Source organism: Janthinobacterium paucivorans (assembly GCF_051380805.1).
Taxonomy (GTDB): Bacteria; Pseudomonadota; Gammaproteobacteria; order Burkholderiales; family Burkholderiaceae_D; genus Janthinobacterium; species Janthinobacterium lividum_D.
Genome location: NZ_JBNYXR010000026.1, coordinates 26,352 through 33,930, shown reverse-complemented (window position 1 = coordinate 33,930; position 7,579 = coordinate 26,352). Strand labels below are relative to the sequence as shown.

Annotated in this window: 6 protein-coding genes; 2 read left to right on the top strand and 4 right to left on the bottom strand. The window is 61.1% G+C overall.

Annotated elements, in window-relative coordinates:
- Positions 1 to 603 precede the first annotated feature (603 nt).
- Entirely contained in the window at positions 604 to 2,448 is a 1,845-nt protein-coding gene (locus tag ACQ4V8_RS21505; protein WP_436572157.1) for a DUF4153 domain-containing protein, read from the bottom strand.
- 128 nt (positions 2,449 to 2,576) lie between these two features.
- Between ACQ4V8_RS21505 and ACQ4V8_RS21500 the strand changes: the two genes are divergently transcribed.
- Positions 2,577 to 2,777, top strand: coding sequence for a hypothetical protein (locus tag ACQ4V8_RS21500; RefSeq protein ID WP_436572156.1), 201 nt, complete (start codon positions 2,577 to 2,579; stop codon positions 2,775 to 2,777).
- A 139-nt stretch (positions 2,778 to 2,916) separates the two neighbouring features.
- On the opposite strand, the gene ACQ4V8_RS21495 is transcribed toward ACQ4V8_RS21500, so the two are convergent.
- Both ACQ4V8_RS21495 and ACQ4V8_RS21490 read right to left on the bottom strand, forming a co-directional pair.
- Positions 2,917 to 3,558 (bottom strand): choice-of-anchor C family PEP-CTERM protein, encoded by a 642-nt coding sequence (locus ACQ4V8_RS21495; RefSeq protein ID WP_010399594.1) that lies wholly within the window; start codon positions 3,556 to 3,558, stop codon positions 2,917 to 2,919.
- 270 nt (positions 3,559 to 3,828) lie between these two features.
- Positions 3,829 to 5,079, bottom strand: a complete 1,251-nt coding sequence (locus ACQ4V8_RS21490) for an MFS transporter (protein ID WP_436572155.1) — start codon at positions 5,077 to 5,079, stop codon at positions 3,829 to 3,831.
- A 100-nt stretch (positions 5,080 to 5,179) separates the two neighbouring features.
- Here ACQ4V8_RS21490 and ACQ4V8_RS21485 point away from each other — a divergent pair, with 100 nt between their 5' ends.
- Positions 5,180 to 5,980: an AraC family transcriptional regulator gene (locus ACQ4V8_RS21485; protein WP_029496531.1), complete on the top strand. Its 801-nt coding sequence runs from the start codon at positions 5,180 to 5,182 to the stop codon at positions 5,978 to 5,980.
- Positions 5,981 to 6,020: 40 nt separating this feature from the next.
- On the opposite strand, the gene fliD is transcribed toward ACQ4V8_RS21485, so the two are convergent.
- Positions 6,021 to 7,436, bottom strand: a complete 1,416-nt coding sequence (fliD, locus tag ACQ4V8_RS21480) for a flagellar filament capping protein FliD (protein WP_436572154.1) — start codon at positions 7,434 to 7,436, stop codon at positions 6,021 to 6,023.
- Positions 7,437 to 7,579 lie beyond the last annotated feature (143 nt).

The window sequence follows — 7,579 nt, the reverse complement described above, 5'->3', positions numbered from 1 at the left end:
TCGAAAAAAGAGAGGTCAGCAAGGCGGCGGCCGCGCAAAGCCGGTGCCACGTCAAGCACTATTTCATTGATTTGCCATCAATTGCGCGGGCTTGCTCCTTAACTTGGGTGGATTGGGTCGGACCCTCAGGGTCCGACCCCTGTCCTAGTTCTTGGGCTAAAAATAGCATCACTAACACACTAACTGAATGGCATTAGCCCGGCGATGGCTTTTCTTCGCGTCCCTCCTAGCCAGCGCAATCGAGGCGCTTGCCTGCAGGGACGCACGATGATCACGCTTTAGTTGAATCAATCACCACTACTGAGTGCGGCTACGGCATGCCATCACAGCGTAAAGAATTGCCAATCCAACCATGGATCCAGCTGCGCCCAGATGCTTACCCACAAAAAAAGCAGCACTACTGACAGCAAAGCACATTGCAACGAGAGCGAAACCTATCACTTTCGTATTTTTTTCATTATGGATCAAGTTTATCATTCAATATTCGCAGTGGCAGCTGCTGGCAGCCAATAGCGAACGGCCGGAACGGCTCAGTGTACGAAGTTATTGCCTTCATGATAAGCAAGAGCTTTTATCTCGCGCAGCAATTCCTCGCCCTGCCATTTACTGACTCGGCACCGTCTCGTCCGGGCAGCTGACCTCGTCCTCTGGCGTGTATAAAGTCATCGGCACGCGCTGGCCGTCGACTTCCAGCTCGCGCACTTTCGGCGGCACCAGCTGAAATTGACCGGCCTGCAGTTTCTCGCGCAGGGGCTTGCAGCGCAGCGCATCTTCGGGGATTTGTCCGCGCGCGTACCAATTGCCATCGCCCTTTTGCGCCAGCAAGACCGACGAGGCACGCGGGGTATTGCTGATCAGCAGCACGTCCTGCTTGCCATCGCCATCAAAATCGAGCAGATAGGCGTCACACTGCGGCCCTGCCCGCTTCAAACAGGCGGGCAGGCGCCAGGCCGGACTCACTTGCGTCCAGTCCTGGCGCAGGAAACTATCGGGCAGCTTCGCCGTGGCCGGGCGCAGGGTCAGGTTGATCGACACGTCGCTCAGCGCACCCGTCTCGTCGAGGCGGTTCTGGCGCTTGAGCATGGCTTCGGCGCGGGCCCGCACGATCGCTGCGTCGGCGCCCGTCGTGCGCTTCGTCAATTCCTGCAGGGCCGCCTGGCCATAACGCGCGCCCTGGAAGCGCAGGTAGTCGAAATCGAACTTGTCCACGCTCACTTTACCGCTGTCCAGGCGCGCCATCTGGCTGGCCACGGCAATGCGCGCCGGGTCGGCCAGTGGCGTGAACAGGGCGAACAGCACCAGCAGGGTAACAAAGGCGGTGGCCACGTTGACGTTGGCGATCAGGTGCAGCCAGTCGCCATACTTGCTGGCCGCCCAGGCATAGCCGCCAGCGTAGCAGGTGGCGACCAGCAGGCAGGCGCCGGCGATCAGACGGTCGGCCGTCCAGCCATGCGACATCACGCGCAGGGTCAGCGCATAGATGGCGATGCCCACCACCCACGGCAACAACAGACAAGCCAGGCGCGTGCCTAGGCGGATGCCGCGCGCCACGCCGTGGCCCACTTCGCCGTTCTGGAAGGCGGCATTGATCAGCACCACCAGCACGCCAGCCATGCCCAGCAGCACGGCGGCGGCATGGCGCGTGGCCCACAGGCGCTCGAAGCCGATGAATGGCAAGGTCAGCAGGAAGCCGGACACCAGCACGGCGGCGATCGGCATCAGCCACGACAGCAGCACCAGCAGCAAGGTGCGGATGCCGCGCACGATGGACGGGCGCACGTCGGTGATGTGGATGGCGAACGAAAATGCGAAGCAGATGACGGGGATCACGAACCAGGCCTGGCCCAGCAGCTTTTGCAGGAAACTGAGCTTGATCAACAGGAACAGTTGCCCGCCCAGCCACAGCACCAGCCACAGGCCCAGCACGAACAGCAGGGAAAACAGCAGCTGGATGCCCAGCTTCCAGGCGATTTCAAAGTACGTGGGATAGCGGGCGATGCGCTGGCCATCCTGGGCGCTGGCCAGCACCAGCGCATGGGCGATATACAAGCCCACCACGCAAAAGCCGAACAACTGAGCGGAAATCACGCGCAGCGGCGCGCCCGGCTTGTAATTACCCCAGATGACGTGCTCGGCGCCACGCGCCACGTCATGCCATGCCAGCACGGCCAGCACGACGCCGGCACCAGCCATCCACAGGGCGATGCGCTTCGCCGACATATGGCCCAGGCTGGACACCAGCAAAATGGGCAGCAGCAAGCTGATCAGCATTAACGGACCCAGCAGATAAGCTTCCGTGGCGGGCCACACCTTGTCTTGCGCCGTGCTGTACAGCCAGTACAGCAGCAAGCCTTGCAGCATGCCCGTCACCAGGCGCGTCACCGCGATGCGCGGCGCCACCACCGGATCGAGCAAGGCCATGTTTTTTCCTGCGCCATCGTGCTGCATAGTCATTTCCTCAAGAGTCGTTTAGTGCTGTAAAGGCCGGCCATTATTGCATTTCGTTATCGTCATCTCAACAGCGATTCGTGCGCCGCCCCTCGCCGCACGCCTGCGCTGGGGCGTAATGGCAAGCTTTGCGCCAGGCCCCAGGCCAGTTCCGGCGCGAAGAACGGCACAGCACGGACTGGCCCGTGAGCAGCAGCGGCCACGCCGCCGAGGCGCACCTGAAGGGGTTCAGTTGCCAGATGAAACAGGAATCCATGCAGATCGTCGAGATGGCGCAAGCGACACCATTGCGCCGCAACGCCGTGCACCGGCCTGAAAAACGCGGCTAGCACAGCGCAAGGTCGCTAGCAAGGCGATCATTGGAGGGCGCGGGGGTGCAAGATAGAGGAACAAGCGAGGAACAAGCGCTGAAAAACAAAAAACCGCCTGTGCGATGCAGCAGGCGGTTTGATCTGAGGCAAAACAGGCTTACTTGGCGGCCTTGCGGCGACGCAGGAAGCCCATCAGGCCAAGGCCAGCTAGCAGCATGGCGTAGGTTTCCGGTTCCGGCACGGCGGCCATCACGGACACGTTGTCGATGACGGCGCCAGAGTAATTGTCGAACCGCGTACCAGCCTTGGCGGCGCTGGCAAACGACAGGGTCGCCAAGCCAGTGGTGGCGGCCGTGAAGTTCAGGGTATGGCTGTACAAGGTGTTCGAGGCGGCGGCAGTCGAGTAAAAATCGCCTGCCACGCCGCCGAACTTGACAGCCACGCCCTGGCCTGCCGGACCGCTGGAATTGCGCGCCATGTCAAAGCTCAGGCTATACGTCTGGCCAGCCACGACATTGAAATTTTGCGACAGGAAACCCGGACCTGGCGTGCCCAGCATATCGATGCTGTAGCCATTGATGGCGTTGTAGGCATTGCGGATCAGGTCGACGGAACTGGCGCCCACGGTCCAGCCCGTGATTGCCGACGAGCCGCTGGAGACGACTTTAAAGCCACTGCCGAAGGTGTAGCCGGGCGCGAGCGTTTCAAAATTGCCATTCGTGATCAGGTTGACGGGGCTGGCACTGGCCGTGCCGGCAGTAAGCAGAGCGACAACTGCTGCGATGGTAGCGATTTTCATGAGCTGGTTTCCTTGCCTTAATGGTATTAAATTTACCCTGAGAGCAATCATATCTCAGCCTTGATGGAAATCAAAGAACTTTGCAAAAATATATTTTATGTAGATAATTTGCAACATCTTCAACACCTCCAGACGGGAACGGCGATAGCGCAAGCGAGACCCTGACGCACCACCAGAATGCCACCTCCAGCATGGCTGCATGGGCGTCGCACAAATTGGTGGCGGCCAAGCTCTTGGCACTTCCTTTGTTAGTAGCCGATGGCGACGATGCTATGCCTTTTGTAGCGCTGCGGCACGTGTTTTACCGCCCACGCCCACGGCCGTGGCAATCGCCAGCGCCTGGAAGACGCCGATGAAGACGAACAGCAGGGCCGGATGGTCGCCATCCATCAGCGCGCCGAAGAACAGGGGCCCCACGGCCAGGCCGCTGTCGAGGCCCGAATACACGACGCCATACACGCGCCCCGTGGCATTCTTGGGCGCTGCGGCGCGTATCATCAGGTCGCGCGACGGCCCCGCCACGCCGGATGCCAGGCCGATGGCACCCATCAGCAGCAGCGCACCCCAGGCTGGCACGACGGCCATGGCCAGCAGCACGGCCAGCAGCGCGGCGACGGAAAAAGCGATTGCCACGTTGCGGTCCGGCTGCTCGCTGCGCGCGCCCAACACGCCGCCGGCCAGCATGCCCACGGCCGAGGCCAGCATATACGCCGTGTAAGCGCTCGTGGCCAGCGCCAGGCTCATGCCGTACAGCCTGACGAGGGCGACGCTGGCAAAGCTCTGGATGCCACCCAGGGCGATGGCGGTAATAAAAAAGAAGGCAAAGCACATCCACACGGCCGGCAGGCGCAAAAAATCCAGCGTGCCTTCGCCACCGGCAGCCTGGCCCGGCGCGACCTTCGTGGCAGGCTCGGGACGGATGGCGCGGCGGTTCAACAACAGGATCAGCAGCACGCCAAAGGGCAGCACGGCCGCGCATTGCAGCGCGACTCTCCAGTCATACTGGGCGGCAACATACGTCATGAATAAAGGTGCCAGCGCCCAGCCGATGTTGCCGCTGATGCCATGCACGGAAAAACCGTAAGCCACGCGGGCTGCCGAGACACGCTGGTTGAGGATGGTGTAGTCGGCCGGATGGAACACGCTATTGCCCATGCCAGCGAGCATGGCGCCCAGCATCAGCGCCGCATAGCTGTGGGCGGTGGACAGCGCCAGCGCCGACACGCCGAGCAAGAAAATGCCGGAAAACAGCACGGCACGGGCGCCGAAGCGGTCGACGACAAAGCCGGCCAGCGCCTGCCCCACGCCCGAGATAATGAAAAATACCGTCATCAGCAGGCCCAGTTGCGCATACGACAGGTCGAACGCAGGTTTCAGCCAGATGAACAGGGCCGCGAGGATCAAATGGTAGAAGTGCGAGACGCCATGCGCCAGGCCTACCAGGGCGATGACGCGCACGTCGCTGCGCAACGTTGTTGGCAAATGTGCGGGCAACTGCGTTGCCGGCTTGGTTGTTATCATGTCCGCCCCTGTCTTATACTGGTGAAGCTCAAGTGTATGCAAAATACCATCGTCCGTTTTTCGACGGAACGACATAATTTATCGAATTAAGGCCAAGCTGATGGGTATACCTATCCTCCACCATACCCGCATGTGTCCGCCGCGCGAAGCACCCAGCGCGACTATCCCCGTGACGATGATCGCGCGCGATCTGCAATCCGAGGAATTCTTGTTACCGCACAGTCATCCCTGGGGCCAGGTCACGATGGCGCTCGAAGGCGTGCTGCGTATCACGGCCAACAACAGCAGCTGGGTGCTGCCACCCATGCGCGCCATCTGGATCGCACCCAACGTCGAGCACGCCGTCACGATACTGGAAAAAACCCGCTTGCGCCCCCTGTGCATCCATGCCGCGCGCGCGCCGTTTGCGGGACATGATTGCAAAGTGCTGGAAGTATCGAACCTGCTGCGCCAACTGATCATGGCGCTGGAACAACTGGACCCGGGCCAGGAACCGGCGCGCGAAGCCTTGCTGGCCGAACTGATACTCGATGAATTGAAGCGCTCGGCCACGCGCCCCATCCGCGTCCCCTTGCCTGGAGACAAACGTTTGAAGACGCTGTGCGACGGCCTGATCGAGAAACCGGGCTCGAATCAGACCCTGGAACACTGGGCGCAACAGGTCGGCGCCTCGGAGCGCACCCTGGCGCGGCTGTTCGAACGGGAGTTGGGCATGAGTTTTGGCCAGTGGCGCCAGCAGGTGCGCCTGGCGCACGCGGCGCCCCTGATCGCACGCGGCGTGCCACTGTCACAGGTGGCGGAAGAACTCGGCTACGCCAGCCAGTCGGCCTTTTCCGCCATGTTCAAGAAGACTTTCGGCAGTTCGCCATCAGCGTTTTTTGCCAAGGGTGACAGGCTATAGGCGGCGCGCCGATACGGCGCTCAGGGCAAGGCGGTGCGCTTCAAGCCATGAAATCGAATAGGGAGTTTTTGCCCGTATAACCGGGCAGGGCCGGGTTCGTGCCCATCTGTTCCTGGGCCGAATACGCTTTCACCAGCGCCTGCGCCTGCGCCGTCAGCGCCTTGGCCAGCACGGCTTTCTTGTTGTTCAAGGTGGTGATCTCCTTGCCCACCGATTGCACTTCCTTGCGAATGATGCTCGTTTCGCCCGTCAGTTCGCCGATCTTGCTCGAAAACTGGTCCGCCACGCCCTTGCCCTTATTCGTAAACAGCTTGCTGACAGCGTCCGGATCGGCGGCGATGGCGGCCTTGAGCTTCTTATCGTCGATCACCAGCTCGCCGCTCTTGCCCAGGCTGACGCCAGCGCTGCCTAATATGGAAGCGGGCACACCCGTGCTGGCCGTGCGCAGCACCTGCTCCATCTGCGAGCGCACCTGGCCCAATACCGTGTCGGACTTCAAGTCGCCTTGCTGCAGGCTTTGCAGCTTGCTGTTGAGTTCATTGTAGGCCGTGACGAAGCTGGCCACATTGCTGGCAATCTGGCTGCTATCCTTGGTAATGACGAGCTCGGTCATACCCTTTTTCTTCAATTCGATGGTGGCGCCCTCGACGGCTGTCGTCAAGGTATTCGTGGCACTCTTGATGTCCTTGCCGTCAACGCTGAGCAGCGCGTCCTGCGCGGCAGCCGTCTGCTGTAAACCCTTGCTGGCCCCGGGCGCATAGCTGAGCAGATTGCTGACGGCAGCGTCGCCGGACACGCTGATACGCATGCTGCTGTCGGCACCGCTCTTGCCGTTTAGAGTCAGCGCATAGCCGTCCGGGCCTTTCACCACGCTGGCGTCGATGCCCTGCTGCTTCAGCGCAGCGGCGATGCCGTCGAGACTATTGTTGCTGCTGTCGATGGTCAGCGAAATGACCTTGCCACTGCCGGGGGTAAATTGCTTGCCGTCGGTCGCGCCCACTTCGATCTTGAGCAACGCAGGCGCGCCCGTGCCGATCGCCGCGCTTGATGATTTCTGCGCGCCGCTGAGCAAAGTCTGCGCCTGTGCCAACTGTTTGACATTGAGTGCATGGCTGCCGCTGACAGCCTTGTCGGTGGTGCTGGCACTCAGGACATCCTTGGCGCTGGAGGTAGCTGCCGTGGCCAAGCCGCTGCCGGCCATGTTCTTGGCCACGGCTTGAAATTTCGCCAGCGCCGATTGCAACTGGCCCAGTCCAGAAAATTTGGCCTGGTCGCGCGCCAGGCTGGCATTGAGCTTGCCGACGCCCGAGTTCTGCGACTGCATCTGACGCTCCACCTTCGCATACACATCGGCCGAGATGCTACCCTGCGTCGTCTGTTGCGTGTTGTTGGTGTAAGCCTTGCTATTAATGGTCGAGTTAAACATGGTCGGCGCTCCCGTCGGGTCTAAGGTCATGGCACACGGTCCAGATCTCGGCCGCGCTGCGCTGCAATGGCAAAGGACGGCAGGCGCATCTGGCGCGGCAAGGTCCTTCTTCTGCTTGCTCATTATGCAGCATTGGCTGAATATCAAAACAGCGAACAGAACGCGTTTTTCCC